The organism is Halorubrum ejinorense (assembly GCF_039522565.1).
Taxonomy (GTDB): domain Archaea; phylum Halobacteriota; class Halobacteria; order Halobacteriales; family Haloferacaceae; genus Halorubrum; species Halorubrum ejinorense.
This window is the reverse complement of sequence record NZ_BAAADQ010000001.1, coordinates 206,907-230,757: the sequence shown is the minus strand read 5'-3', so window position 1 is coordinate 230,757 and position 23,851 is coordinate 206,907. Positions and strand designations below refer to the sequence as shown.

General features: G+C 71.6%; 23 protein-coding genes and 2 pseudogenes. 17 read left to right on the top strand and 8 right to left on the bottom strand.

The window, feature by feature from the left end:
• Positions 1-152: 152 nt before the first annotated feature.
• Positions 153-497 (bottom strand): HalOD1 output domain-containing protein, encoded by a 345-nt coding sequence (locus ABDZ89_RS01225; RefSeq protein ID WP_343775849.1) that lies wholly within the window; start codon positions 495-497, stop codon positions 153-155.
• Between the two features lie 200 nt (positions 498-697).
• Between ABDZ89_RS01225 and ABDZ89_RS01220 the strand changes: the two genes are divergently transcribed.
• From ABDZ89_RS01220 to ABDZ89_RS01205, 4 genes are all read left to right on the top strand, one after another.
• Positions 698-1,960, top strand: coding sequence for an alanyl-tRNA editing protein (locus tag ABDZ89_RS01220; RefSeq protein ID WP_343775846.1), 1,263 nt, complete (start codon positions 698-700; stop codon positions 1,958-1,960).
• Positions 1,957-2,961, top strand: coding sequence for an AIR synthase family protein (locus tag ABDZ89_RS01215; RefSeq protein ID WP_343775844.1), 1,005 nt, complete (start codon positions 1,957-1,959; stop codon positions 2,959-2,961). The genes ABDZ89_RS01220 and ABDZ89_RS01215 overlap by 4 nt, the downstream gene beginning before the upstream one ends.
• A gap of 71 nt (positions 2,962-3,032) precedes the next feature.
• Positions 3,033-4,205: an acyl-CoA dehydrogenase family protein gene (locus ABDZ89_RS01210; protein ID WP_343775842.1), complete on the top strand. Its 1,173-nt coding sequence runs from the start codon at positions 3,033-3,035 to the stop codon at positions 4,203-4,205.
• Complete coding sequence (locus ABDZ89_RS01205) at positions 4,202-4,804, top strand: HAD family hydrolase (RefSeq protein ID WP_343775840.1); 603 nt, start codon at positions 4,202-4,204, stop codon at positions 4,802-4,804. The genes ABDZ89_RS01210 and ABDZ89_RS01205 overlap by 4 nt, the downstream gene beginning before the upstream one ends.
• A gap of 47 nt (positions 4,805-4,851) precedes the next feature.
• Here the strand turns inward: ABDZ89_RS01205 and ABDZ89_RS01200 are convergent, their stop codons facing one another.
• Entirely contained in the window at positions 4,852-5,250 is a 399-nt protein-coding gene (locus tag ABDZ89_RS01200) for a DUF5822 domain-containing protein (RefSeq protein WP_343775838.1), read from the bottom strand.
• Between the two features lie 135 nt (positions 5,251-5,385).
• On the opposite strand from ABDZ89_RS01200, the gene panB reads away from it, so the two are divergent.
• Positions 5,386-6,192, top strand: a complete 807-nt coding sequence (gene panB / locus ABDZ89_RS01195) for a 3-methyl-2-oxobutanoate hydroxymethyltransferase (protein ID WP_343775836.1) — start codon at positions 5,386-5,388, stop codon at positions 6,190-6,192.
• Between the two features lie 34 nt (positions 6,193-6,226).
• Here the strand turns inward: panB and ABDZ89_RS01190 are convergent, their stop codons facing one another.
• The 4 genes and pseudogenes from ABDZ89_RS01190 to ABDZ89_RS01175 form a co-directional block, all read right to left on the bottom strand.
• Positions 6,227-7,096: a CPBP family intramembrane glutamic endopeptidase gene (locus tag ABDZ89_RS01190; RefSeq protein ID WP_343775834.1), complete on the bottom strand. Its 870-nt coding sequence runs from the start codon at positions 7,094-7,096 to the stop codon at positions 6,227-6,229.
• Between the two features lie 84 nt (positions 7,097-7,180).
• Positions 7,181-7,768 (bottom strand): NUDIX hydrolase, encoded by a 588-nt coding sequence (locus ABDZ89_RS01185; protein ID WP_343775832.1) that lies wholly within the window; start codon positions 7,766-7,768, stop codon positions 7,181-7,183.
• Positions 7,769-7,823: 55 nt separating this feature from the next.
• Positions 7,824-8,258, bottom strand: a pseudogene (locus tag ABDZ89_RS01180) (hypothetical protein).
• Between the two features lie 70 nt (positions 8,259-8,328).
• Positions 8,329-9,791 (bottom strand): annotated as a pseudogene (locus ABDZ89_RS01175) (DNA polymerase Y family protein).
• A 154-nt stretch (positions 9,792-9,945) separates the two neighbouring features.
• On the opposite strand from ABDZ89_RS01175, the gene ABDZ89_RS01170 reads away from it, so the two are divergent.
• The 4 genes from ABDZ89_RS01170 to ABDZ89_RS01155 all read left to right on the top strand — a co-directional run bounded on the left by ABDZ89_RS01170 (position 9,946) and on the right by ABDZ89_RS01155 (position 14,211).
• On the top strand, positions 9,946-11,730 hold the full coding sequence (locus ABDZ89_RS01170; protein ID WP_343775824.1) for a hybrid sensor histidine kinase/response regulator: 1,785 nt from the start codon (positions 9,946-9,948) through the stop codon (positions 11,728-11,730).
• A gap of 60 nt (positions 11,731-11,790) precedes the next feature.
• A complete protein-coding gene (locus ABDZ89_RS01165; protein WP_343775821.1) occupies positions 11,791-13,107 on the top strand; it encodes an MFS transporter in 1,317 nt (438 codons plus the stop codon).
• 43 nt (positions 13,108-13,150) lie between these two features.
• Complete coding sequence (locus tag ABDZ89_RS01160; RefSeq protein WP_343775818.1) at positions 13,151-13,429, top strand: zinc ribbon domain-containing protein; 279 nt, start codon at positions 13,151-13,153, stop codon at positions 13,427-13,429.
• A 101-nt stretch (positions 13,430-13,530) separates the two neighbouring features.
• Positions 13,531-14,211, top strand: a complete 681-nt coding sequence (locus ABDZ89_RS01155) for a phosphate ABC transporter permease (protein WP_343775815.1) — start codon at positions 13,531-13,533, stop codon at positions 14,209-14,211.
• A 23-nt stretch (positions 14,212-14,234) separates the two neighbouring features.
• On the opposite strand, the gene ABDZ89_RS01150 is transcribed toward ABDZ89_RS01155, so the two are convergent.
• Positions 14,235-15,092 (bottom strand): 3-hydroxyacyl-CoA dehydrogenase family protein, encoded by an 858-nt coding sequence (locus tag ABDZ89_RS01150; RefSeq protein ID WP_343775811.1) that lies wholly within the window; start codon positions 15,090-15,092, stop codon positions 14,235-14,237.
• Positions 15,093-15,255: 163 nt separating this feature from the next.
• Between ABDZ89_RS01150 and ABDZ89_RS01145 the strand changes: the two genes are divergently transcribed.
• The 6 genes from ABDZ89_RS01145 (at position 15,256) to ABDZ89_RS01120 (ending at position 21,381) form a co-directional block, all read left to right on the top strand.
• Positions 15,256-15,954 carry a helix-hairpin-helix domain-containing protein gene (locus ABDZ89_RS01145; protein WP_343775808.1) on the top strand — a complete coding sequence of 233 codons (699 nt, stop codon included), beginning with the start codon at positions 15,256-15,258 and terminating at the stop codon, positions 15,952-15,954.
• 197 nt (positions 15,955-16,151) lie between these two features.
• The gene (locus tag ABDZ89_RS01140; RefSeq protein WP_343775805.1) at positions 16,152-16,955 is read left to right on the top strand and encodes a class I fructose-bisphosphate aldolase; all 804 of its coding nucleotides are present in this window, start codon (positions 16,152-16,154) and stop codon (positions 16,953-16,955) included.
• On the top strand, positions 16,955-17,878 hold the full coding sequence (locus tag ABDZ89_RS01135) for a class 1 fructose-bisphosphatase (protein ID WP_343775802.1): 924 nt from the start codon (positions 16,955-16,957) through the stop codon (positions 17,876-17,878). Before ABDZ89_RS01140 ends, ABDZ89_RS01135 begins: the two co-directional genes overlap by 1 nt.
• A gap of 190 nt (positions 17,879-18,068) precedes the next feature.
• On the top strand, positions 18,069-18,299 hold the full coding sequence (locus tag ABDZ89_RS01130; RefSeq protein ID WP_343775799.1) for a PRC-barrel domain containing protein: 231 nt from the start codon (positions 18,069-18,071) through the stop codon (positions 18,297-18,299).
• A 437-nt stretch (positions 18,300-18,736) separates the two neighbouring features.
• Positions 18,737-19,462 (top strand): TraB/GumN family protein, encoded by a 726-nt coding sequence (locus ABDZ89_RS01125; protein ID WP_343775796.1) that lies wholly within the window; start codon positions 18,737-18,739, stop codon positions 19,460-19,462.
• 107 nt (positions 19,463-19,569) lie between these two features.
• Entirely contained in the window at positions 19,570-21,381 is a 1,812-nt protein-coding gene (locus tag ABDZ89_RS01120) for an acyl-CoA carboxylase subunit beta (RefSeq protein ID WP_343775794.1), read from the top strand.
• 85 nt (positions 21,382-21,466) lie between these two features.
• Here the strand turns inward: ABDZ89_RS01120 and ABDZ89_RS01115 are convergent, their stop codons facing one another.
• The gene (locus ABDZ89_RS01115; RefSeq protein WP_343775791.1) at positions 21,467-22,030 is read right to left on the bottom strand and encodes a DedA family protein; all 564 of its coding nucleotides are present in this window, start codon (positions 22,028-22,030) and stop codon (positions 21,467-21,469) included.
• Positions 22,031-22,175: 145 nt separating this feature from the next.
• Between ABDZ89_RS01115 and ABDZ89_RS01110 the strand changes: the two genes are divergently transcribed.
• Both ABDZ89_RS01110 and gfo6 read left to right on the top strand, forming a co-directional pair.
• A complete protein-coding gene (locus tag ABDZ89_RS01110) occupies positions 22,176-22,703 on the top strand; it encodes a redoxin domain-containing protein (RefSeq protein ID WP_343775788.1) in 528 nt (175 codons plus the stop codon).
• 49 nt (positions 22,704-22,752) lie between these two features.
• A complete protein-coding gene (gene gfo6 / locus ABDZ89_RS01105; RefSeq protein WP_343775785.1) occupies positions 22,753-23,844 on the top strand; it encodes a D-xylose 1-dehydrogenase Gfo6 in 1,092 nt (363 codons plus the stop codon).
• Positions 23,845-23,851 lie beyond the last annotated feature (7 nt).

The window sequence follows — 23,851 nt, the reverse complement described above, 5'->3', positions numbered from 1 at the left end:
GGAGTCGGTCGGTCCCCGTTCGGCTGCGAGCCGTCGGATCGGACGAGTGAGTTCGTTTCGGCGGCGTATCGTCACGCCCGGCGAGCGAGTCGGTAGCGAGCGGCGCTCCGATCACGCACCGGAGGCGCCGGTGCGCCGGGTGAGCGGTTGCCTCATGCGATATACCCCTCGAAGATCGCTTCGGGTTCGATCTCTATCGTCGCGTCACAGACGCGGATGAGGCCCTCGCCGTTCACGAACACGTTCCACCTGTCGATACGGAACGCGATGAGCAGATCGCTATCAGCGGTCTCACCGGTCGTTTCGACCAACCGAGCGAGCGCGTCGAAGTCGACCGAGCCGTACAACGGCGGCACGTCGGTCGGCGCGATCCCTTCGGCGTCGGCAATCGCACCGACGAAGGCCTCCGTAAGCGTTCTCCCAGTGTCCCCCTCGAACGTCGCATCTCCGACTACGGAACAGCTTCTGTATATCTCCAGTTCGGGCCTTCTAGCCATACGACCCCTCCGCGGCGACTCTATAATACTCTTTTGTGATGATTCGGGTAACACTAATCGGGGTCGTACCCGGTGCCGATACCGGCCGGGAACGGCCCACCCCGTCCCCGTAGGCGTCTCGGACGGCTCCCTCCGAGGACCGAGCGAGACACGACCGCTCGGCGGTCACCTATTTACCCGCCCGAACCCACCACCCGGCAATGACCGCTTCACGCGCGCCGGCCGAGCCGACGGTCCGTGAGTTCGAAGCGACGGTCGAGTCCGCCGACGGCCGCGAGGTCGTCCTCGACGAGACGTACTTCTACCCCGAGTCGGGCGGCCAGCCGGCCGACAGGGGCACGCTCGACGGTCACCTCGTGGACGGCGTGGTCGAGCGCAACGGCGAGGTGGTCCACACGCTCGCGCCCGACGCGGAGCACGACCTCGCGCCCGGCGACGCCGTCACGGGCCTGATCGACGACGCCTTCCGGACCTACTGCGCCCGCGCTCACACCGCCTCGCACGTGCTGTACGGGGCCGCCCGCCGGATCACGGAGGACCTCGGCTACGCCGGCTTCGACATCTCCGAGACGAAGGTCCGCGTCGACCTGACGACCGCCGAACCGCTCGACGACGACGACCTGATCGAGCTGGAGCGGCTCGCCAACCGCGCCGTCTGGGACTCGCTGCCCGTCTCGTGGGAGAGCCACTCGGCCGACGCGGCCCGCGACGTCGACGGGATCGCGTTCAACACCAAGACCGAGGAGGGCGCGATGAGCGACGGCGCGGTCCGCGTCGTGACCGTCGGCGACGCGGACGACCCGTGGGACGTCGCGGCCTGCGGCGGGACGCACGTGTCGGACACCGCGGAGATCGGCCCGGTGACCGTACTGGACCGCTCGAACCCCGGGGAGGGCGTGACCCGCGTCGAGTTCGCCGTCGGCCCGACCGCGATAGACGAGCTGGGCGCGGTCCACGCCGCCGCGCTCGACGCCGCGACGACGCTCGACGCGCGCGTCGGCGACCTCCCCGACGCGGTCGCCCGCCTCCGCGACGAGACCGACCGGTTGGAGGCCGACCTCCGGGCCGCCCGCGAGGAACTGCTCGACGCCCGCCTCCGCGAGTTCCCGACCGTCGCGGTCGACGGCGCGCGGTGGGCGATCGGCACCGTCGACGACGCCGACCCGAACGAACTCCGGGAGCCCGCGAGCGCGGTCGTCGGTGACGGGGCCGACTCGGCGACGGGTGACGGCGACGACCCCGCGGACGCCGACGCGCCTGCCGTCTTGGCCGCGGTCGGCACGGGCGACGCGCCCTTCGTCGTCGTCGCGGCTCGCCCGGACGCCGGCGTCGACGCGGGCGACCTCGTGGGCGCGGTCACCGACGAGTTCGGCGGCGGCGGGGGCGGCGGCCCGACGTACGCGCAGGGCGGCGGGCTCGACGCCGACCCCGAGGCCGTCGCGGCGTGGCTCCGGGAGCGATGACCGGCAAACTCGGTCCCGAGGCGCTCGGCGCGGCGCTCGCGGCGACCGGCGCGGACGACCCCGCGGTGGCGCAGGGGCCGGCCTACGGCGAGGACGCGGCCGCGATCGATCTGGCCGGAACCGGCGAGACGCTCGTCGTCGCCGCCGACCCCCTGTCGCTGGCCGCCGAGTCGGTCGGGACGCTCGCCGTCCACGTCGCCTGTAACGACGTGGCCGCCAGCGGCGCCGACCCGCGGTGGCTCACCCACACGCTGTTCCTCCCTGACGACGACCCCGGCCGGCTCCGGGCGGTCGCCGATCAGGTCGACGCGACGGCACGGGAGCTCGGCGTCGCGGTCGTCGGCGGCCACACCGAGGTCCTGCCGGCGCTCGACCGCCCCCTCTGCTCGATGACGGCGATGGGGACGACCGACCGCTTCGTGTCGAGCGGGGGCGCCGAACCGGGCGACCGCCTCCTGCTCACGAAGGGGGCGGCGATCGAGGCGACCGCGATCCTCGCGACCGACTTCCGCGAGGAGTGCCTCGACGCGGGGGTTCCGGCGGCGACGCTCGATTCGGCCGCCGAGTTCCTCGGCGAGGTGAGCGTCGTCCCCGACGCGGCCGCGGTCCGCGACGCCGCGACCGCGCTCCACGACCCGACCGAGGGCGGCGTGACGACCGCGCTGGTCGAAACGGCGTCGGCGAGCGAGGCCGTCTTCGCGGTCGAACGCGACCGGGTACCCGTCCGGCCCGAGACCCGCGCCTGCTGTGACGCGCTCGGCGTCGACCCGCTCGCGACGTTCGGTTCCGGAGCGCTGCTGGCGGCGGTCCCCCCGAGCCGGGTCGAGGACGCGCTCGACGCGCTCGACGCGGTCGGCGTCGAGGGCGCCGAGATCGGCGCGGTCGAACCGCCGACCGACGACGCGTCGCCTGGGACCGTCAGGATCGACGGCGCGGCCCTCACGACGCCGCCGCGGGACGAGCTGTATCCGCTCTGGGAGGCGCGCGACGCGGACGAGTAGGGCGCGTCGACGCCGCTCCGGCACCCCGGCCGATCGCTCATCTTTTTCCGTGGCGGATCGAAGTCGTCGGCATGACCGGAGCACGCGTCGGCTCGGCGCTCACCGACGAACAGCAGGCGGTCCGCGACCTCGTCCGCGAGTTCGCGGCCGAGGAGGTCCGACCGACGGCGGCCGAGGCAGACGAGACGGAGACGTTCCCGGAGGACGTGTGGGACGGGCTCGCCGAACTCGGCCTCACCGGCCTGACGGTGCCGGAGGAGTACGGCGGATTCGGCGCCGACGAGACGACCTACGCCGTCGCGAACGAGGTGCTGGCGCACGGGTCCCTCGCGGTCGCGACCGCGCTCTCCGTCCACTGCCTCGCGACCTCCTGTATCGCCGAGTTCGGCACGGAGAGCCAGCGCGAGGCGTGGCTGCCGGAGATGGCCGAGACCGGGCGTCCGGTCGGGATGTTCTGTCTCTCGGAGCCGCAGGCGGGATCGAACCCGGCGGAGATGTCCACGACCGCGACGTACGACCCCGAGACGGACGAGTACGCGCTGAACGGCGACAAGCAGTGGATCACGAACGGGAAACGCGGCGGCGTGGCGATCGTCTTCGCGAAGGTCGTCGACGACGAGCGCGACCCCGACGACGACGCGATCACGCAGTTCCTCGTGCCCGCCGACACCGATGGCTTCGAGGTCGGCAAGAAGGAGGAGAAGCTCGGCCTCCGCGCGTCGGACACGACCGGGATCACCTTCGACGACTGCCGGATCCCCGCGGCGAACCGCCTCACCGAGCCGGGACGGGGGCTCTCGGCGGCCTTCCGCACGCTCACGGAGGGGCGGATCGGCATCGCGGCGCAGGCGGTCGGCGTCGCGCAGGCCGCGCTCGACGAGGCGAAGTCGTACGCGGGCGAGCGCGAGCAGTTCGACCGCCCCATCGCCGACATCCAGACGGTCCGGCACAAGGTCGCGGAGATGGAGACGGACGTGTCGGCCGCCCGGCTGCTCGTCCGCGAGGCGTGCCGGCAGGCCGAGGCGGGCGAGGACTACCGCGTCGCCGCTTCGAAGGCGAAGTACCGCGCCAGCGAGACCGCGATGTCGGTGACGAACGAGGCGGTCCAGATCCACGGCGGCTACGGGTACACCACCGAGTTCGACGTCGAGCGGTTCTACCGCGACGCGAAGATCACGGAGATATACGAGGGCACCACCGAGATCCAGAAGACGATCATCGCCCGAGGGGTGCTCGGCGAGTGACCGACGGCGACTCGCCGTTCGCCGGCTACGACGCGGTCGTCTACGACCTCGACGGGACGCTCGTCGAACTCGCGGTCGACTGGGACGCCGTCGCGGACTCGGTCCTCGACGCGTACGCGGAGCGCGCGCTCATCCCCCCGACCGAGGAGCTGTGGGGCTTACTCGGCGCGGCCGACGGGTACGGCATCCGAGCGGAGGTCGAGGAGGCCATCGCGGTCCACGAGCGGGCCGGCGCCAGCGAGTCCGCGCGCCTCCCGCTCGGGGACCGGCTCGCGGCCGCGTTCGACAGCACCCAGGGCGATTCGCCCGCCGCCGACTCCCACCCGCCGGCGGGCGTCTGCTCGCTCAACTGCGAGGAGGCCTGTCGGATCGCCGCGGCGACCCACGACCTCGACGACGCGCTCGTCGACGAGGCCATCGTCGGCCGCGACACCGTCGGGAGCCACAAGCCGGACCCGGAGTCGCTGTTCGCGGCGATAGACCGTCTCGGGGCCGACCCCGCGGACGCGCTGTTCGTCGGCGACTCGCCACGGGACGCGGTCGCCGCCGAGCGCGGCGGCGTCGACTTCGCGTGGGTGGCGGACCTGCTCGCCGAGTAGCGCCGTCGGGTCGCGGCACCGCGAAACCGAAGCGCGTCGCTCTCGAATCAGCCCTTCTCGCCGTCGTCCGTTTCCTCGGCCGGCGGGTCGTCCGCGGGGTCGTCCTCCGGGGCGTCCGATTCGGCGTCGTCGTTCCCTCTCTCCTCGGACGTTCCGTCTTCCTCCGACCCGGACGTTTCGCCTTCCTCCGCTCCGTCTTCCTCCGCCCCGCCGTCGCCGGCGTCGTTCCGCCTGGCGTACAGCGCGACGGCGACCGCGGTGACGAACCAGATCGGGGCGCCGACCCGGACCGCGAAGGCGGCCCGCGCGCCCCACGACTCCAGCGCGACGGCCGTCGACAGCAGGGCCACGACGGGGGCGCCGACGAGGATGGTGACGACGAACGTCGTCTGCATCACCCACGCGTAGTCGACCCCCTCGTACTCGGCCTGCTCGACTGGTTGCACGTGGCCCCCTCGGCGGTCGACCGGCAAATCGGTGGCGGTCGGCGGCGAGGGCGGCGGGCACGCGGGCGGCCGCCTCGCCGCGCTCGATTTCCGGTTCCCGACGATTTTACGGCGGCGCGGGGGTGACTCCGAGGCATGACCACGACGCGGGGACTCCGGGACGCCGACGCGCCGATCACGATGCTCACCGCCTACGACGCGCCGACGGCGACGATCGTCGACGAGGCCGGGATCGACGTCGTCCTCGTCGGCGACAGCATGGGCAACGCGGCGCTCGGCTACGACTCCACGCTCCCCGTCACGTTCGACGAGGTCGCGAGCCGGACCGCCGCGGTCGCGCGCGGCACCGAGGACGCCCTGGTCGTCGCGGACATGCCGTTCCTCTCGTTCGGCGTCGACGAGGCCGAGTCCGTCCGCAACGCGGGACGACTGCTGAAGGAGGCGAACGCGGACGCGGTGAAGATCGAGAGCGGCCCCCACACCGTTTCGACCACGCGCCGCATGGCGGAGGTCGGGATCCCGGTGATGGCGCACCTCGGCTTGACCCCCCAGCACGTGAACCGGCTCGGCGGCTACACCCGGCAGGGGACCGATCAGGACGCGGCCGAGGAGATAATCGACCTCGCGGGCGCCCACGCCGATGCCGGGGCGTTCGCGCTCGTGTTGGAGCACGTGCCGGCGAACCTCGCTGGCGCGGTGACCGAGGCGCTGGACATCCCCACGATCGGTATCGGCGCGGGCCCCGACTGCGACGGCCAGGTCCTCGTTATCAACGACGCGGTCGGGCTGGGGGAGTGGTCGCCCCCGTTCGCGAAGCAGTTCGGCGACGTGCGCGGCGAGATGGTCGACGCCGTGGAGGCGTACAGGGAGGCGGTGACGAGCGGCGAGTTCCCCGCCGAGGAGCACTCGCACGTCGAGGAGGAGCTAGGGGACCTGTACTGAGCCGCGGCCGATCCGCGGTTTGCCTCGCCGTCGCTCAGAGCGGGAGGAACCCGAGGACAGCGGGCAGATCGCTCGGGTCGATCTGGGTCGCGGTGATGTAGAGCGCGGTGAAGATCACGGCGTTGTGGAGCCCGTGAAGCAGCGCGGGGACGACGAGGTTCTCGGTGTACTCGTACACCGCCCCGAAGACGATGCTCGGGACGAAGAGGATGGCCACGGTCGTCAGCCGCGCGGAGGCGCCGCCGGTCAGCGCCATCACGTGGATGGCGGCGAAGATCGCGGCCGAGAGCAGGATCGACGGGGCCGCCGGCAGCGACTCGCGGAGCCGCCCCTGAACGACCCCTCGGTAGAGGATCTCCTCACAGGGGCCGATCACGAGGAACGACGCGGCGATGAAAAGCGGGATGATACTCGGGTTCCCCATCGCCAGCTCGGCGCTCTGGTTCGAGGCGGTCTCCGTGCCCAGGAGGCCGACGACGGTCGAGACCACGAGGATCAAAATCAGGATCGTGACCCACCCGCCGAGGACGATCCCGATCTCCTTGAGGCTCGGCACCCGGACGCCGAGGTACGAGACGATCCCCTCGCGGTCGAAGCCGCGCCACAGGAGGTAGCCGATCGCCAGCCCGCCGAACGCGACGTACTGGCCGAATATCAGCGTGAGAACGACGCTCACGGCGAGCGATAGCCCGCCGGCCAGCGCGTCGATCGCGAGGATGGCGACCCCGCTCGCCAGCGCGATGAGCGGGCCGAGCACGCCGAGCGCGAGGGCGGTCGCGACCGCGATCCCCGTCGACCCGCCCGATCGCTCCGGGCCGTCCGCGTCTACGGGGTCACCGGCCACCTCGTCGATCTCGTCGCGGACGCCGCCGTCGGGGACCGGATCGCCGGAGGGTGTTGTCATCGCCCGACCTACGGGTCGACGGGCAAAATGATTGTCCGTGCCGGATCGTCCGCCACGCGCCGGAGCCGACCGAAGGACCCGGTCTCAGCGGTGGAGCAGTTCGTACCACAGCACGGCGGTGACGGCCCGCCCGTCGCGGAGTTCGTCGTCGACGACCGCCGCGAGCAGGTCGTCGTACGGCACCGTCTCGACCGCGATCGACTCGTTGTGATCGAGGTCGCGGTCGGCCGTCGGCTCGCAGCCGGTCGCGAGCACGTGGTGGTGGACCGCGTTCGCCATCCCGTTCGTCGGCTCGACGGTCGTCAGCCGCTCGAACGAGTCGGCCTCGTAGCCGGTCTCCTCGGCCAGTTCGCGGGCCGCGGCGCGTTCGACCGCGTCGGGGCTCGGGTCTGTCGCGTCGCTCGCCGACTCCGCGTCCGTCGGCTCCATCGTCCCCGCGGGGATCCCGCGGTTCACCCGGCCGACCGCCTGTCGCCACTCGTCGATGACGACGGCGTCGCCGTCGGGGGTCAAGGGCAAGACGACGACCGCCGGCGGTTCGTCAACGTAGTGGAACCCGTCGGTCTCGCCGTCCGGGAACCGCACCTCGTCGCGCCGCACGTCGAAGCCGGGACAGGCGTAATCGACGGCCGAGTCGAGCGTCTCCCACGAGAGGTCGCCGGAGTCGTCCATACACTTGGTCGTCGCTCGTCGCCTAAATACCCGACCGTCGCGGGGTCGAGGCGAGTCACGCGGCCCGGACGCGCTCGACGGCGAGGCGGCCGCCCGCCCCGACGACCCAGGCGATCGTCCCCAACGCGAGGGCCTCGACGCCGACGAAGACGAGTCCGTCGAGTCCGACGAGCGCGACGACCCGCTCGCCGAGGGGGCGTCCCGGGAGGCCCAGGAGGTAGTGGTCGGCGTTCTGCCCGAGCAGCGCGCCGTAGACGGTGGCCCAGGCGAGCGCGACCCCTGCCCGGCGGTAGGCGAGGACCGCGGCTACGAGGACGCCGAGAACCGCGGCCTGGCCCGCGAGGAACACGACCCCGCCGGAGATCGAAACCACCCCGAACGCCTAGGCGGCGAAGACGCAGACGAAGAGCAGCGGCGGGACGAGCAGCCGGCGTCGACGCGGCGAGCCGTCCGCGTCCGAGCCGAGGAGGACGCGGCGAGCGAGGGACACGGCTCCGCGTCGTTTCGGCGGCGTGATAAAAACCCCGTCGGCGGGGACTCCCCAGCGGTCTCGCAGCCACTCACGACCACTCGCCGAGCGACGCCTGTCCGTCGCCCGTCCGGCGCTCGGCGTCGTCTCCCGTCGCGCCGCTTTCCGTCGCCTCCGCGGTCGGCTCCCCGCCGATCCAGTCGGTGAGCTTCCCACCGTCGCCGTCGGTGGCGGTCGGTCGGGAGTCGGGCCCGCGGGTGCGGTCGCCACCGCCGTCGCCGCCCGCTCCGTCGCTCGCGTCGAACCCGCCGAGCGTCGCCTGGTCGCTCTCGGCGAAGTCGAGCTTCGAGACCCGGACGCCGAGCTTGCGGACCCGCGTCTCGTCGAACTCCGCGAGCAGGTCGAGCGCCACCTCCTCGACGAGGTCCGGGTCGTCGACCGGTCCGGGGAGGCTCCGGGCGCGGGTGTTCACGTCGAACGGCGGCTCGACCGCCTTGATCCCGATGGTGCGGTACAGACACCCTCGCTCGCGGGCGCGGCGGGCCACGTCGGCGGCGAGCGCGGAGACGGTCTCCCGCTTCGTCGGCTCGTCGGCGGTCGTCGGCAGCGCCGACTCGCGCGAGAGGCTCTTCGGGAGGCCGGTCGGGGTCACCTCGCGGTCGTCGTCGCCGGCGGCGCGCCGGGAGAGCTCCGGGCCGCGCTCGCCCAGCGCCTCGGCGAGCCGGTCCCGGTCGGCGGCGGCCAGATCGCCGGCGGTCTCGATCCCCTGCTCCGCCAGCGTCCGCTCGGTCACGGGGCCGACCCCGTGGACGTCGGCGGTCGGCAGCGGCGCGAGGAACTCGGCGACCGACCCCGGCGGCACGACGACGAGGCCGTCCGGCTTGTCGGCGTCGCTGGCGACCTTCGCGGCCGACATGTTCGGCGCGACGCCGACGCTCGCCGGGACGCCCGCCTCGCGGTCGATCCGGTCTTTGACGTGTCGGGCGTACCCCTCCGCGAGCGTTCGGGCGTCCGCGGGGCCGGCCGCGCCGCTCGGCGGCGGGTCCCCGTCGTCGCCGGCGACCGCCCACGAGGTCCGGTCGGTGGCGTCGAGGTACGCCTCGTCGATGCTCACCTCCCGGCGCGTGTCGGCGCAGTCGCGCAACACGGCCTTCACCTCGCTCGCCACGTCCTCGTAGAAGTCGAGGTCGACGGGGAGGTACCGGCCCGTCTCGGCCGGGTCCGGCGCGTCCGGATCGCTCGGATCCGCGTCGGCGCGGCGCGGGAGCAGCTCCAGGGCCTCGGAGATCGGCATCGCGCTCTCGACGCCGAACTCGCGGGCCTCGTAGCTCGCGGTCGCGACCGCGCCGATCGACTCGCCCGGCTCGTACCCCATGCCGACCACGACGGGCTCGCCGTCGAGGTCGTCGTGGCGCAGTCGCTCGCAGGAGGCGTAAAAGCAGTCCATGTCGACGTGACAGACGACGCGATCGGGGGCGTCGCTCTCCGCCTCGTGAGCGTACTCCTCTAGGCTCACGGGGTCGTCACCCCGCGGCCGGGCCTCCCGCCGTTCATCGCGTTCGGCTCCGCGCTCCGCGGCCTTAAGAATCAGCCACCCGCGCCGGAAGTGAACCGACGCGCCGGACGGTGTCGCGGGGGTTCGACGCTTAGATCCAGATCCGATATCCGGGTCGGTAGTCGTTTATTCGACGCACCCGTAGTCCGGCGCATGCCCGTAGCGATCGACGTGCTCCACGTCGACGACGACCCGTCCGTCCTCGATCTCACGGAGGCGTACCTCGAGCGCGAGCTCGACGCGGTAGCGGTAACGAGCGTGACCGACCCGGGGGCCGCGCTCGAACGACTCGAAGCCGACTCGTTCGACTGCGTCGTCAGCGACTACGACATGCCCCCGATGGACGGGCTGGAGTTCTTCGACGCGCTCCGCGAGCGCCGCCCGCAGCTCCCGTTCGTGCTGTACACCGGGAAGGGGTCGGAGGAGATCGCGAGCCAGGCGCTCAACGCCGGGGTCACCGGCTACTTCCAGAAGGGCGGTCCCGAACAGCTCCGCCGGCTCGCGAACCGCGTCGACCAGGCCGTCGAGGAACACCGGACCAAGGAGATCGCCGAGCGCTACTCGACGGTCATCGAGGCGCTCGGCTACCCCGTCTACGTCGTCGACGAGACCGGCGAGTTCCGGTTCGTCAACGAGCCGTTCGCCGAGCTCACCGGCTACGACCGCGAGGAGATCATCGGGCAGACGCCCGGATTCATCAAGGACGACGCCGCGGTCCAGGAGGCCGAAGATCGGCTCGGGACGATCCTCTCCGACTCCGGCCCCGACGTCCAGCACTTCGGCGTCGACATCGTGCCCAAGGAGGGGGAGCCGATCCCCTGTCGCGACCACATGGCGGCGCTGCCGTACGAGGGTGACTACTTCGACGGCAGCGTCGGCATCCTGCGTGACGTCTCCGACGAGCGCGAGCGCCGCGCGGAGCTGGAGACGAAGACCCGCGCGCTCGACGAGGCGCCGGTCGGGATCACCATCACCGACCCGCAACAGGAGGACAACCCGATGGTGTACGTCAACGACCGCTTCGTCGAGATGACCGGCTACGACCGCGAGGAGTCGATCGGCGTCAACTGTCGCTTCCTCCAGGGGCCGGACACCGAGGAGGCGTCGGTCCAGACGCTCCGCGACGCGATCGAAGCCGACGAGCCGATCTCCGTCGAACTGTTGAACTACCGGAAGGACGGCACCCAGTTCTGGAACCGGGTGAGCGTCGCGCCGATCACCGACGCCACAGGGACCGTCACCCACTGGGTCGGGTTCCAGGAGGACATCACGGCGTTCAAGGAACGCGAGGACGCCCTCGAACGACAGAACGACCGGCTCGACTCCTTCGCCAGCATCGTCTCGCACGACCTGCGGAACCCGCTGAACGTCGCGCAGGGGCGCGTCCAACTGGCCCGTGACGCCTCGGGCGACGCGGAGAACCTCGACGCGGCGCTCTCCGCGCTCGAACGCATGGAGTCGATCGTCGAACGCACCCTCACCCTCGCTCGGGAGGGGGAGACGGTCGGCGACCCGGAGCCCGTCGCGCTCGCGGGCGTCGTCGAGGACAGCTGGTCGACCGTCCACACCGAGTCGGCGACCCTCTCGGTCGAGACCGACCAGGAGGTGCTCGCCGACCCGGACCGGCTCCGGAGCCTCTTCGAGAACCTGATGCGGAACGCGGTCGACCACGCCGGCGACGACGTCTCCGTCCGCGTCGGCGATCTCTCAGACGGCTTCTACGTCGAGGACGACGGCCCGGGAATCGAGCCCGACGTCGCCGACTCCCTCTTCGAGCCCGGCGAGAGCGGCGCGGCCGGGAACACCGGCTTCGGCCTCGCGATCGTTCAGCAGATCGCCACCGCGCACGGCTGGACCGTCGAGGCGACGGCGAGCGAGGCGGGCGGCGCGCGGTTCGAGGTACGCGGCGTCGACAAGCGGACGCCGGTGGCGCCCTGAAAGCGGATCGACTCCCCCCGTTCACAAGCGATTTTATCCTTCGCTGCGAAATTCGGGCGAATGGGACTGCTCTCCGGGGTCACCGACACCGACCGCCGCGTGGTCGTCTTGGCGCTCGCGCGGATGGTCGGCGCGGCCGGGAACTCCTTTCTCATCGTCGTCCTCCCGCTGTACATCGCCAGCGACCTCGTCGACATCGAGAGCCTGCTCGGCGCCGAGGTCGGGGTCGGCGCGGCCGCGATCACGCTGACCGAGCCGCTGCTCATCGGGATCGTTCTCTCGCTTTTCGGCTTCCTCAACAGCCTCTCACAGCCGTTTACGGGGCGACTGTCCGACCGCGCCGGCTCCAGGCGCCCCTTCGTGCTCGCCGGCATCCTCCTCCTCGGGACCGCCAGCGGGCTCTACACGGTCGCGACGAGCTACCCGATGTTGGTCGCGTTGCGCGCGATCCAGGGCCTCGGCGCGGCGCTGATCATCCCCGCCACGGTCGCGCTGGTCAACGAGTACGCCGCGGCCGACACCGACCGCGGCGGCAACTTCGGGGTGTACAACACGTTCCGCCTCATCGGGTTCGGCTTCGGTCCGGTCCTCGCCGGCGCGGTCGTCGAGGCCGGGCCGTACGACCTCTCGCCGGTGGGGCTACCCGTCCTCGACGGGTTCGACGCCGCGTTCGTCGCGGCCTGCGCTGGGGCGTACCTCAGCTTCGCCCTCGTTTTCCTGCTCGTCCACGACGCCGACGACGTGGCCGAGGCGGGCGACGACGTGTCGATCCGGGTCCGCGGCGAGGACCGCCTGCTCGACCCCGTGTTCACGCTCGGGCTCGCGACCGTCGCCATGGGGGCGTGTATCGCCCTGTTCGCGACGCTTCAGAACCAGGTGAACGTCCGACTGGACCAGCCGCCGGTGTGGTTCGGCGCGCAGTTCGCGGCCGTGACCATCGCCAACGTCGTCTTTCAGGTCCCGGTGGGGCGCGCCAGCGACCGGATCGGTCGCCGGCCGTTCCTGCTCGTCGGGTTCGTCCTCCTCGTGCCGACGACCCTGCTTCAGGGACTCGTGGTGGAACCCGTCCTGATGCTGATCGTCCGGCTCGGGCAGGGCGTCGCGGTCGCGTGCGTGTTCGCGCCGTCGCTCGCGCTCGCCGGCGACCTCGCCCGCGAGGGCGAGTCCGGCACCACGCTGTCGGTGCTGACGATGGGCTTCGGCTTCGGCGTCGCGCTCGGCCCGCTCGCGTCCGGGTGGCTCTACGGCTTCGGCTTCGTCGTCCCCTTCGCGGTCGGCGCCGCGGCCGCCGCCCTCGCGCTGGTCGTGGTGTTCACGCAGGTCGAGGAGACGCTGGACGCCGACGACGAGCCGACCGCGGCCGCGGGGGCGGACTGAGACGCCGCAGCGCTTTTATTCCCGTCGCGGCCGAAGCCCTGCCGTGTCGAGCGACCGCGTCCGCTGCGTCGAGTGCCGCGAACCGATCGTCGGAGACGCGCGCGTCTGTCCGCACTGCCGAGCCGTTCAGCCGTCGCCGCTGCTCGACGTCGGCGTCGTCGTCGCCGGCGTGTTCGCGCTGCTTTTCGGCGTCGTCCTCGCGGTGATGACCGCCGGGACCAGCCGACTCTTCGGGCTCGCACTGCTCTTCGTCGGCTTCGGGCTCGCCGTCGGCGGCTACACGCGGTACGTCGACCGGCAGGCGGCGAGCCGCGCGCGGTGACTGTCGGTTCTGGGACGCGGAGTCCCCGACCGCAGCGCCGTTCGCCCTTCCCGTCCTCTCGGCCGCGACAATTTAAGTGCGAGCGCGCGCCACGATAGCGTATGCTCACCCCACTCAACGGCGGTCTGGTCCTCGCGGGGCTGGCGCTCGCGTTCGTCGGCGCGGCCGTCTCCGTCTACGCGGTGACGCTGACGGGGCTGCTCGTCGGCGCCGGCGCCGGGTACCTGTTCGCCCCGAACGTCGTCGGGCTCCTCGCGGTCGACGGGGCGGTCCTCACCGCCGGTGCGGTCGCGGTCGGCGGGCTCCTCGGCGGCTTCCTGGCGTACGCCGGCCTCTCGTTCGCGGTACTGGGGATCGGCGGCGTCGTCGGCGGGTTCGCCGGACGGTTCGCCGTCGGGCCGCTGTACGCGGCCGACGCGGCTGGGCTCGAGGGGACGGCGCTCCTCGTCGGGGCGACGCTGGCCGGGGTCGCGGTCGGCGCGCTGTTCGGGTTCGTGCTCACGCGGACGACGCTCGTCGTCTCGACCGCGCTCATCGGCGCGGCGTTCGCGTCGCGGTCGCTCACGCCGGCGAGCTTCGAGACGGCCGCCGCGGAGACCACCGTCGAACCCCTCCTCTTCGACCTCTCCGCGCCCGCCTTCCTCGGCGTGTTCGTCCTCGGCGCGCTCTCGCAGCTCGGCCTCTTCAAGTTCGGCTACGTGACGAAACTGGTCGGGCTCCTTCCGGGCGCGCGCCGGTGGACGGCCGACGACGACCGCGACGCGGACGCGAAGGGGGCGTAACCCCCCGCAGAGCCGATATCCGGCTATTCGTACTCGTAGAAGCCGCGGCCCGTCTTCTTCCCGAGGTCGCCGGCCTCGACCTTCCGTTTGAGCAGGTACGCCGGCTTGTAGCGGTCGCCGAGCTCGTCGTGGAGCGTCGCGCTGGCGTCGAGCGCCACGTCGAGGCCGATGTGGTCGGCGAGTTCGAGGGGCCCCATCGGCACGTTCGTGCCGAGTTTCATGCCGCGGTCGATGTCCGCCTTGTCGGCGACGCCCTCGTCGTACGCCCGGATCCCCTCGTTTATCCACGGCATCAGGATGCGGTTGGTGACGAAGCCGGGCTTGTCGTCGGCCTCCCACGTCTCCTTCCCGAGGTCCTCGGCGAAGGCGTGCGCGAACTCGGTGACCGCCGGGTCGGTCCGTTCGCCGACCACGACCTCGACGCCGTCCATGATCGGAACGGGGTTCATGAAGTGGAGGCCGACCACGTCGCTCGCGCGCTCCGTGGCGCTCGCGATGGTCGTGATCGACAGCGTGGAGGTGTTCGTCGCGAGGACCGCGTCCTCGTCGGTGACGCGGTCGAGGTCGGCGAACACCTCGCGTTTCACGTCGAGGTCCTCGATCACGGCCTCGATCACCAGGTCGGCGTCCGCGAGGTCCGCGAGGTCGGTCGTGCCCGCGATCCGGTCGCGGATCGCTTCGGGCTCCTCGTCGAGCGCGTCCTTCGCGGCTAACCGGTCGAGGCTGTCCTCGACGCTGTCGAGGCCGCGGTCGACGTACTCCCGCTCGACGTCGCGCATCACCACGTCGTAGCCCGCCGTCGCCGCGACCTGCGCGATCCCGTTGCCCATCGTCCCGGCGCCCACGACACCGATCGTTTCGACAGCAGAGAGTGACGGCATGCCACGTCCAACCCCCGCGCGGATCGTAAGTATTGCGGACGCGACGCGGCTCTTCGTCCCGGCCGCACCGACCCCTAACCGACGCGTTGCGACCCCGCTGATTATCATTCAGCGCCGTCGACGGGGGAAGATTCTTAAGAACGTCCGCTAAGATTTGATCGAGATGGACGACGAGGCCGCGGACCGCGAGAGCGAGGAACTCGTCGACCTGAAGTGGGTCGGGCCGGCGACCGAGAGGGTTCTCTCGGACGCCGACCTGACCGCCGCCGCCATCCGCGAGAAAGGCGTCTCTTACCGTGCCCTCGTCGACGCCGGCGTGAACCCCGGCGTCGCGGCGAAGATCCGTCGCGAGCACTCCCTGTCGTGGTCGTTCGAGGCCGGTGACGGACTCGACCGCCGCTCGGCTCAGGTGCGCGGACTCGGCAGCGAGGAAGCGGCTTGGGTGGCCGCCAGCGCCGGCGACTGGGCGTCGGACGACTCCGAACCGGACGACGACGCGGGCGACGGCGCGGACTCGACTACGGGCGACTGGGAGACCGCCGGCGACTGGCCGTCGGTCGGCGGAGCCGCCGACGCTCCCCCGAGCGATGACGACGCGCCCGACGACGCCGCGGCGGCCGACGGAAGCGGTGACCCCGTCGCGGCCGAGGCGGCGTGGCGCACGCGGTCAGCGCCGACGCCGCTGTCGACGCTCTCGGCGGTCGCCGACGACGGGGACGCGGTCGACCTACTGGCGGACGCCGGGATCAGCTCCGTCCGGAGCCTCGCAGCGGCGGACCCCGACCGCGTCGCCGACGTGTTAGCGCTCGACGCCGACCGCGTCAACCGCTGGCACGCGGCGGCCCGTGACGCCCAACACTGACTCGCCGCGCCCGCGATCCGCTGCGAGGAGTTTCAGCCACCGTTCATGACGGCCAGAAATTTACTATTCTCGTAGTGTTATTGTTACCCGAGAACCACGCAAAGGAGGAGTAGCGGCCTCATTTCAGTCGCTCTCTCAACGACGCGGTCGCCGTTCACCACCGTCCTTTTTGTGTCTGTATGCGTATGATTGAGCCGATGCTCCCACACGCCGCTGACCCCATCTCGCGCGACGGTAAGTCGCTCATCCTCGCGTACGACCACGGGCTCGAACACGGGCCGGTCGACTTCGAACCGAACCCCGACACCGCCGACCCCGAGCGGATCTTCGAGCTCGCCACGCACGAGGCCGTCACCTCGCTGGCGGTCCAGAAGGGGCTCGCGGAGGCGTACTACCCGGACTACGAGGACGAGGTGAACCTCCTCCTCAAGCTCAACGGGACCTCGAACCTCTGGATGGGCGAGCCGAACAGCGCGGTCAACTGTACCGCCGAGTACGCGGCCGAGCTGGGCGCCGACGCGGTCGGGTTCACCGTCTACGGCGGCTCGAACCACGAAGTAGAGATGGCCGAGGAGTTCCGCGAGGCGCAGGAGGGCGCCCGCGAACACGACATGGCCGTCGTCATGTGGTCGTACCCCCGCGGACAGGGGCTCCGCAACGACGGGAGCCCGGACGTCATCTCGTACGGCGCGCGGCTCGGCCTGGAGATCGGCGCCGACGTGGTGAAGGTGAAGTACCCCGGCTCCGCCGAGGCGATGGGCCACGCCGTCGAGATGGCCGGTCCCGCCGACGTCGTGATGTCGGGCGGCACGATGCGCGACGACGAGGCGTTCCTTCGAAACGTCTCGAACGCCATCGACGCGGGCGCGACCGGCATCGCCGTCGGGCGGAACGTCTTCCAGCGAGACGACCCGGAGCGCATCCTCGACGCGTTGGAGGCCGTGATATTCGACGAGACCCCGCCGGCGGAGGCGCTCGCGGTCGCCGAGAGCGACGACTGATGACCGTCCCCGACGCCCCCCGCGCCGACGGCGGCGCCCCCGACGGTGACCCCACGGCCGAGGCGGTCTTCGACGCGGTCGCGGCGACGGCCCCCGAGATCCGCGCCGCCCTCCCCGGTCGTCGCGTCGAGAGCGGGACGGAGAACGCCTCCGGGGAGTCGGTGCTGGCCGGCGACCTGTACGCCGACGAACTGCTCGGCGACGCGATCACCGCCGTCGACGGCGTCGGCTCGTTCGTGAGCGAGGAGCGCGAGACCGCGGTCGACGCCGGCGGCGCGGTCGGCGAGGGCGCCTACGCGGTCGCGATCGACCCCCTCGACGGCTCCTCGAACCTCCGGTCGAACAACGCGATGGGCACCGTGGTCGGCGTGTACGACGCTCCGCTGCCCGCCACCGGCCGCGACCTCGTCGCCGCCAGCTACGTCCTCTACGGACCGATCACGACCATGGTCGTCGCCGACGAGTCCGGCGTGCGCGAGGAGGTCGTCACGCGCGAGGACGACGGCGACGTCGAACGGTCGGTCGTCGAGGCGGACCTGCGGCTCCCCGACGACCCCCTCGTCTACGGGTTCGGCGGGCGCGTCCCCGACTGGCCGGCGGCGTTCACCGCCTTCGCCCGCGAGGTCGAAGACGAACTGAAGCTGCGGTACGGCGGCGCCATGGTCGGGGACGTAAATCAGGTGCTGACCTACGGCGGGATCTTCGCGTACCCCGCCCTGGTCGACGCGCCCCGCGGGAAGCTGCGTCTCTCCTTCGAGGCGAACCCGATCGCGTACATCGTCGAGCGCGCGGGCGGCGCGGCCACCGACGGCGAGACGGACATCCTCGACGTCGAACCGGACGGCGTCCACGACCGCGTCCCCCTCTACGTCGGTAACGAGGCGTTGGTCGAGCGGCTCGAAGACGCGCTCGCCGACGAGTGATCCGCCGACGGGCCCGCGAAAGCCGCCGTTTCTCGGTCTCCCCGACCGCGTTCTCCGTCGCGTTCGCGGTGACGTGCGGCGGGTAATCCCGGCGGTCCGGCCGCCGATGACTTCGCCGAGCCTACGTGCCGCTATGGTGGCGATTACAATACCCCGTCCCCGCGAAGGGCTCTGTGCGGAGGAACAACGAATGAAGCTCACAGCACAAGAAGAGGGGAAACGCGTCGTGAACAAGGCGGGAAAGAAGGTCGGAATGGTGTCCAAAGTCGAGGGCAACCGCGCGCACGTCGACCCGGACCCGGGCATCGGCGACACGATCAAGTCGAAACTCGGCTGGGGCGACGCCGACGAGGACACCTATCCCATCGACGAGGCCGACATCGAATCGATCGACAACGACGGGATACGGCTCAAGCGATAACGCCGCACCGGACAGCCGGCATCCCGGGTCGGGCCGACAGCCCGGGTCGGGCCGGCTGCCCGCCTCTGACGGCCACCTGTCTCTGACGCCTGCCCGCCCCTGACGCCCGCCCGCTTCTGACGACCGAGCGCTCTCGGCGTCGTCTCGGGCGGGACTTCGGGTCCCTCCGACCGCCGACGCGACTCCGACGCCGGGACGCGGACCGATCCCTCACAGACGCCCCCGTGCCGCGGACCGATCCCTCACAGACGCCCCCGTGCCGCGGACCGATCCCTCACAGACGCCCCCGTGCCGAGATACTTCTATCGGATCGCTCGTTATTTTATATTCAAACAAAGAAAATATAAATTATCGGTGCCGGAGATATCAGGAATCCTTATGCGAAGCATGCTCTTAGCGGAGCTACGCGCCGGTATGCCGAAGATACCGGCCGACACATGGATTCCTACTACGACGACCCGCGACTGACGGGCGACCACCGTCGCTCGATCGAGACTCCCACCGGCGCCGTCACGCTGATCGGCACGGTCCACGACCACCCCGCCAGCGCATTCCGCGCCCGCACCGTCGTCGCGAACGAGTCTCCGGACGTCCTCGCGCTCGAACTGCCGCCGCTCTCGCTGCCGCTCTTCGAGCGGTACGCCGAGGCTACTCGGACCCCGCCGCCGTTCGGCGGCGAGGCGAGCGCCGCGATCCAAGCGGCGGCCACCGACCGGGTCGTCGGGATCGACGGGCCGACCCTCCCGTTCCTCCGCCGGCTCGCCGCGACCCTGTACCGCGAGGACCGGTCGCTCGAGACGCTTCCCGGCGTCGTCGACGGGCTCGCGTCGGTGACGCGCAATGCCGTCCGCTGCCGCTTCGCGGGCGCGCTCGCCGCGGCGACGTCGGTCCGGGTCGAGGCCGACTCGCCGGTCGCCTACGACGTCGACCGGACCGACGACCCCCGGCGACAGGCCGCGAGCGAGCGCGACCAGATCGACCGCGCCCGCGCCGTGATGGACGCGTTCGAGCCCTCGCGGGCCGCCTCGTTCAGCGACGACGTGCGCGAGGCGCACATGGCCGACCGGCTCGACGCCCTCCGGGACGACGGCGACGTCGTGGCCGTCGTCGGCCGTCACCACCTCGACCGGGTCGCCGAGCGGCTGGGCGACCGGCTCGACTGAGGACGCGGTTCTCGGGTCGGTCGTCGACCGTTCGCGCCGACGCTCGCCTCGGCCGAGGCGGATCCCGCATGGAAAACTGTTTAGGACTCTCCGCAAGTGTTGCGTCCATGAAAGTCAACGTCGGCGCGGCGGCGACGCCGGAAGAGGCCGAAGCGATCGCGCGATCGCTCGCCGAACATCTCGGTGTCGACGTCGACGTCCACATCGATGACGGGGAGGCGCCGGTCGCGAGCGCCGCCCCGCCGGAGCCCGACTACCCGCTCGACGACGACCTCGGTCCCACGGACCGCGAGCGCGACCTGCGGGCCGAGATCGACGACATCTCGCAGGGCGGCCCAGAGAAGTACCGCGACCGGCTCGAAGAGCAGGGGAAGCTGTTCGTCCGCGACCGGCTCGACCTCTGGTTCGGCGGCGAGGGCGGGACCCGCGGCGCCGGCGACGCGAGCGCCGCGGAGGGCGGCCCGGCGGGCGTGAAGTTCGAGGACGGGAAGTTCGCCGCGTTCGACGACTGGCACCCGAACGCGCCGGCCGACGAGGACGGCGCGGAAAACGAGGCCGGCGGCGACCGCCTCCCGGGCGACGGGCTGCTCACCGGCGCCGCGGAGTTTGAGGGGCGCGACGTTCACTTCATGGCCAACGACTTCACGGTGAAGGCGGGGTCGATGGCGGCGAAGGGCGTCGAGAAGTTCCTCCGGATGCAACAGCGCGCGCTGAAGACTGGCAATCCGGTGCTCTACCTGATGGACTCCTCCGGCGGTCGGATCGATCAGCAGACGGGCTTTTTCGCCAACCGCGAGGGGATCGGGAAGTACTACTACAACCACTCGATGCTCTCGGGCGCGGTGCCGCAGGTCTGCGTCCTCTACGGGCCGTGTATCGCCGGCGCCGCCTACACGCCCGTCTTCGCCGACTTCACCGTGATGGTCGAGGGGATGTCGGCGATGGCGATCGCCTCCCCGCGGATGGTGGAGATGGTCACCGGCGAGGACATCGATCTGGACGAACTCGGCGGCCCCCGCGTTCACGCCGAGGAGTCCGGCTCTGCCGACCTGATCGCCCGCGACGAGGAACACGCCCGCGAACTGGTCTCGAAGCTGATCGGTTACCTCCCCGATCGGGCCGGCGAGAAGCCCCCGAAACGCGAGACGAAGCCGCCGAAGTTCTCGCCCGACGGCATCGACGAGCTGATCCCAGAGGCGCCGAACCGGCCGTACGACGTTCACGACCTCATCGAGCGGATCGCCGACGCCGAGTCGGTGTTCGAGCTGAAGGAGGGGTACGGGCCGGAGATCGTCACGGCGTTCTGCCGGATCGACGGGCGGCCGGTCGGCGTCGTCGCCAACCAGCCCACTGAGCGCTCCGGCGCCATCTTCCCGGACGCCGCGGAGAAGGCCGCCGAGTTCATCTGGACCTGTGACGCCTACGAGATCCCCCTCCTGTACCTCTGTGACACCCCCGGCTTCATGGCCGGCTCGCAGGTCGAGAAGGACGCGATCTTAGAGAAGGGGAAGAAGATGATCTACGCCACCTCCTCGGCGACGGTCCCGAAGCAGACCGTCGTCACCCGGAAGGCGTACGGCGCGGGCATCTACGCGATGGGCGGTCCGGCCTACGACCCCGAGAGCGTCATCGGACTCCCCTCCGGCGAGATCGGAATCATGGGGCCGGAGGCCGCTATCAACGCCGTCTACGCCCGGAAGCTCGCCGAGATCGACGACGAGGCGGAGCGCGCGGCCGAGGAGGAGCGCCTGCGCGACGAGTACCGCGAGGGGATCGACGTCCACCGGATGGCGAGCGAGGTCGTCATCGACGAGATCGTCCCGCCGTCCGACCTCCGCGCGGAACTGGCCGCTCGGTTCGACTTCTACGAGGAGGTGCAAAAGGACCTCCCGGAGAAGAAACACGGGACGGTCCTGTGACACACCGGGCGGCCCGTAAGGCTCGCCGGCCCGCTCGCGAACGTGAGCGCGACCTCCTGCGAGCGCGTCGACCCGCCCCGGCCGACTACGGCGCCGCGGTCAGCAGGGCCGCCGTCAGGTCCGCGCCGAGGAGCGCCGACGCGCTCCCGAACCCGAGGGCGACGGCGATCCCGACCGCCAGCAGCGCGCCCGCGTACACCGCGGACCCGACGAGCGACGCGGCGGCGAACCGGGGCGCCGAGACGGACGGCGCGTTCGCGGTCGGCACGGCGAGCCAGCCGCGGGTGCCGGGGACCGCGTTCGAGGCCGCCACCGCGGGGAGTCCCCAGCGGTCGAACCAGCGACCCACGCCGTCGACCGCGTCGTCGCTGACGGGGACCACCGAGAGCGACGTCGGGTCCGCGTCGAACCGCCGGACGGCGACGAAGACGGCCGACTGGCCGACGGTCGCGCCGACCACCGCCGCGGCGAACACCGGCAGGACCGCGACCGCCTCGACGCCGACGGCGACCACCGCGGCGACGAACAGCGTCCGCGCCGGCAACACCTTCCCCACGAGGGCGCCCTCGAGCGCGAACACGGCGAAGACCGCGACGGCGCCGTAGGTGTCGACGAGGGCGAGCGCCGTGGCGGCGTGAGGGCCGAGCACGCGTCGACCATCGACGGCCACACGTATAGCTCTTCCACCGTGATCGGTGCTCTCAGCCGCCATACCACAGAATTTGTCGAAAACGCACGGACCGGACGCCCCGCGACGGGGGTGCGTATTTACCCGCCCGCGCTCACGTGCGACCATGATCGACACCGGTGCCACGGCGCCCGACTTCATCGCCCCCGCGGTCGTCGACGGCGCGGGGGCCGAGCTGGAGCTGTTCCGCCTCGTCGAGTCGCACGACGCCGTCGTCGTCTGTACCGCGCCCGCGACGTTCGTGCCGACCTGTACCGCCGCGTTCGCCGCGGTCCGCGACGCCGGGTGGCACGACTGCGACGACCTCGCCGTCGTCGCGCTCACGGGCGACTCGCTGTACGCGGCGTTCGCGTACGCCGACCGGTTCGGGCTCCCGTTCCCGGTCGTCTCGGACTTCCACGGCGGCGTCGCCGAGTCGTACGACCTCCTCGCCGACGCGTGGGAGGGGCACTCCGACATCCCGCGCCGCGCGGCGGTCGTGATCGACGACGACTGGACGGTTCGGTTCGCCGAGGCGACGGCCGGCGCGCTCGACCGCGCCGACCCCGCTCCCGTCCAGAACGCGGCCGCGACGCTCCGCGAGATCGGGATCGACGTCGACCGGCCGCGGGTGGACTACGACGGGTCGTGGTGAGCGCCGGCGTCGCCGTGGTTATTTGACGCCCGCCTTCGCAGACCCGGACATGGAAGCCGCCTTCGCGGAGTACCTCGACGAGTTCGCGCGCCGGGACTGGGAGACGCTCGACCCCGGCGCCGTCACCGACCCCGTCCGAGTCGCGGTCGTCGGCCTCGGCTGGTTCGCCCGCGAGTGGGCGCTGCCCGGCATCGCGCGGTCGGCGTACACCGAGGCGACCGTCGTCACCGACGTCGACGCCGACGCCGTCGAGGCGGTCGCCGCCGAGCGCGACGTGACCGGCGTCACGCCCGACGGGTTCCGCGCCGGCGCCGCCGCGGACGCCTACGACGCGGTGTACGTCGCGACCCCGAACGCGACGCATCTCGAGTACGTCGAGGCCGCCGCGGAGCAGGGGAAGGCGGTCCTCTGCGAGAAGCCGCTGGAGGCGACGCCGGAGCGCGCCCGACGGCTCGTGGCGGCGTGTCGAGACGCCGACGTCCCCCTGATGGTCGGCTACCGGATGCAGACCGACCCCGCCGTGCGTCGGCTCCGGGACCTCCTCGACGCGGGCGTCGCGGGCGAGGTGATCCACGTCCACGCGACGATGTCGCAGACGATGCTCGGCGAGCTCGGCGGCGACCACGACCAGTGGCGCCTCGACTCGGAGCTGTCCGGCGGCTGCGCCGTGATGGACCTCGGCGTCTACCCGCTCAACACGACCCGATTCGTGCTCGGCGCCGACCCGGTTCGCGTGTCGGGGCGGACCCGCTCGGAGCACGAGGCGTTCGCCGACGTCGACGAGCACGCCACGTTCCGGCTGGCGTTCCCCGGGGACGTCGACGCGCTGTGTACCGTGAGTCAGAACGCCCAGCACGCGAGCCGGCTGGAGGTCACCGGCACCGACGCCAGGCTCGTCCTCGATCCGGCGTTCTACGAGCGAGAGGACCGCGGGTTCGCCGTCGTCCGCGACGGTACTCGGGTCGACGTGGACTTCGATCAGGTCCACCAGATCGAAGAGGAGTTCGCGTACTTCGGCCACCACCTGCTGGCGGACGAACCGTTCCACGCGGACGGCGAGCACGCCCTCACCGACATGCGCGCGCTCGACGGGGTCTACGAGTCGGCCGAGACCGGGCAGTCGGTGGTGCTCGACGACTGAGGCCCGC

Excerpts from the sequence above, each read along its gene's own strand:
- ABDZ89_RS01225 (WP_343775849.1), bottom strand. The coding sequence starts at position 497 with ATGGCTAGAAGGCCCGAACTGGAGATATACAGAAGCTGTTCCGTAGTC.
- ABDZ89_RS01220 (WP_343775846.1), top strand. The coding sequence starts at position 698 with ATGACCGCTTCACGCGCGCCGGCCGAGCCGACGGTCCGTGAGTTCGAA.
- ABDZ89_RS01215 (WP_343775844.1), top strand. The coding sequence starts at position 1,957 with ATGACCGGCAAACTCGGTCCCGAGGCGCTCGGCGCGGCGCTCGCGGCG.
- ABDZ89_RS01210 (WP_343775842.1), top strand. The coding sequence starts at position 3,033 with ATGACCGGAGCACGCGTCGGCTCGGCGCTCACCGACGAACAGCAGGCG.
- panB (WP_343775836.1), top strand. The coding sequence starts at position 5,386 with ATGACCACGACGCGGGGACTCCGGGACGCCGACGCGCCGATCACGATG.
- ABDZ89_RS01190 (WP_343775834.1), bottom strand. The coding sequence starts at position 7,096 with ATGACAACACCCTCCGGCGATCCGGTCCCCGACGGCGGCGTCCGCGAC.
- ABDZ89_RS01185 (WP_343775832.1), bottom strand. The coding sequence starts at position 7,768 with ATGGACGACTCCGGCGACCTCTCGTGGGAGACGCTCGACTCGGCCGTC.
- ABDZ89_RS01170 (WP_343775824.1), top strand. The coding sequence starts at position 9,946 with ATGCCCGTAGCGATCGACGTGCTCCACGTCGACGACGACCCGTCCGTC.
- ABDZ89_RS01165 (WP_343775821.1), top strand. The coding sequence starts at position 11,791 with ATGGGACTGCTCTCCGGGGTCACCGACACCGACCGCCGCGTGGTCGTC.
- ABDZ89_RS01155 (WP_343775815.1), top strand. The coding sequence starts at position 13,531 with ATGCTCACCCCACTCAACGGCGGTCTGGTCCTCGCGGGGCTGGCGCTC.
- ABDZ89_RS01150 (WP_343775811.1), bottom strand. The coding sequence starts at position 15,092 with ATGCCGTCACTCTCTGCTGTCGAAACGATCGGTGTCGTGGGCGCCGGG.
- ABDZ89_RS01145 (WP_343775808.1), top strand. The coding sequence starts at position 15,256 with ATGGACGACGAGGCCGCGGACCGCGAGAGCGAGGAACTCGTCGACCTG.
- ABDZ89_RS01140 (WP_343775805.1), top strand. The coding sequence starts at position 16,152 with ATGCTCCCACACGCCGCTGACCCCATCTCGCGCGACGGTAAGTCGCTC.
- ABDZ89_RS01135 (WP_343775802.1), top strand. The coding sequence starts at position 16,955 with ATGACCGTCCCCGACGCCCCCCGCGCCGACGGCGGCGCCCCCGACGGT.
- ABDZ89_RS01130 (WP_343775799.1), top strand. The coding sequence starts at position 18,069 with ATGAAGCTCACAGCACAAGAAGAGGGGAAACGCGTCGTGAACAAGGCG.
- ABDZ89_RS01125 (WP_343775796.1), top strand. The coding sequence starts at position 18,737 with ATGGATTCCTACTACGACGACCCGCGACTGACGGGCGACCACCGTCGC.
- ABDZ89_RS01120 (WP_343775794.1), top strand. The coding sequence starts at position 19,570 with ATGAAAGTCAACGTCGGCGCGGCGGCGACGCCGGAAGAGGCCGAAGCG.
- ABDZ89_RS01110 (WP_343775788.1), top strand. The coding sequence starts at position 22,176 with ATGATCGACACCGGTGCCACGGCGCCCGACTTCATCGCCCCCGCGGTC.
- gfo6 (WP_343775785.1), top strand. The coding sequence starts at position 22,753 with ATGGAAGCCGCCTTCGCGGAGTACCTCGACGAGTTCGCGCGCCGGGAC.